This window comes from Alkaliphilus transvaalensis ATCC 700919 (genome assembly GCF_000621485.1).
Classification (GTDB): Bacteria; Bacillota; Clostridia; order Peptostreptococcales; family Natronincolaceae; genus Alkaliphilus; species Alkaliphilus transvaalensis.
In genome coordinates this window covers 1-1439 of sequence record NZ_JHYF01000038.1, presented here as the reverse complement: position 1 = coordinate 1439, position 1439 = coordinate 1, and the positions used below count along the sequence as shown (strand labels likewise).

Genomic DNA, 1439 nt, shown 5'->3' with positions numbered 1-1439 from the left:
ATGGTATTCCCATTGGCATCGGTGGTACTGGTGATGTTTCCTGCGAAGTCGTAGGTATATTTTTCTACCCCACCTTCTGGGTTTGTTATTTCTGTTATTCTTCCCCAATCATCTAGCTTATAAGTTGTTGTGTTGCCGTTTCCATCTTCTATTCCTGTAATGTTACCTCTTCCATCGTAGGTATATTTTTGTAGGGCTTTGTTGGCTTTTCTACTGTTTGGTGTGGTAATTTCTTTTATTTGTCCTAATAGGTTGTAGGTGTATTCTACTTTTGAACCGCTTCCATCTATCCTTGCTTTGATATTCCCTTTTGGGTCGTATTCGTTTTTTGATATTATTTCTCCTATTTCATTTCTTGACTCTATTACTTGTCCTTTTGGGTTGTACTTGTAGGTTATTCCCATTCCATCATCGGTCTGTAGATTATATGCTTCTGGCTGGATTTCTTTTATTACTCGATCATTTTTGTCGTAGTATATTCTTGTGGTGTTTCCTAATTGATTAATTTCATGGGTTATGCGATTTTTGGCATCGTATTTGTATTCTTTTTGGATGATGTTTTCTGGATTTGTGTTGTTAATCATTTTGATGATGTTTCCAGCCTTATCATACTGATATTTGTATTTTCTGTGTATATGACTTTCTTGATCTCTTTGATATTCTTCTATTACTCTATTTATTTTATCATAAACTCTTTTTATTTGATGTCCTTTTGGGGTTGTTATTTCTATGATGTTGTTATTTTTATCGTACTTAAATTTTGTTATGGCTATGGTTATTTCCCTACTGCTGCTTATTTCTTCTTTTTTTTCTATTAATGCTCCTGTCTCGTCGTATTTGTAGTGGATTGTTTTGTTGGTATCTTGGTTAATTCTAAAGCTTTCATAGGTTTTTTGGTTTAGGCTGTTGTACTTGTATTCTGTTTTTGCTCCAAACTTGTCTTTTACTTGGATAAGCCTGTTGTTTTTATCATAGCTAAAGTCTATTTGGTGGTAGTCTTTGGGATATTCGCCTTCTCCTACTACTTCTTTCCCATGTTTTTCTGTTATTTTGTTTCCGTTTAGATCGTATTGGTATCGGGTTACTTGGTATTTTGTTTTTCCTTCTTCTTTATCTACTGCTACTCTTTTTTCGATGATTCCTATTTGATTATATTTGTATAGGGTTGTTATTTCTTCTTGATCTTTTTCTTGGGTTATTCTACCGTAGAGGTCATACTGAAGGCTCTTTTGTATTTTTCCTTCGGTATCTATTATTGTTGTTAGCTGATTGAGATTATTATATTTAAAAGTGTATCCTTCTCCATCATCTTTTTCTATATTGTAGTATTCTGGTGTGATGTGTTTTATTAGATTTCCCTGACTGTCGTAGTAAAATCTTTCTATTCCTCCATCTGGATAGATGGTTTTTATTTTTCTATTGTCTTTATCATATTGATA

General features: G+C 33.1%; 1 protein-coding gene. It reads right to left on the bottom strand.

The window, feature by feature from the left end:
* Nucleotides 1–1439 (bottom strand): sugar-binding protein (locus T335_RS20985; RefSeq protein WP_034328740.1); only part of this gene is annotated, 1439 nt, incomplete at both ends.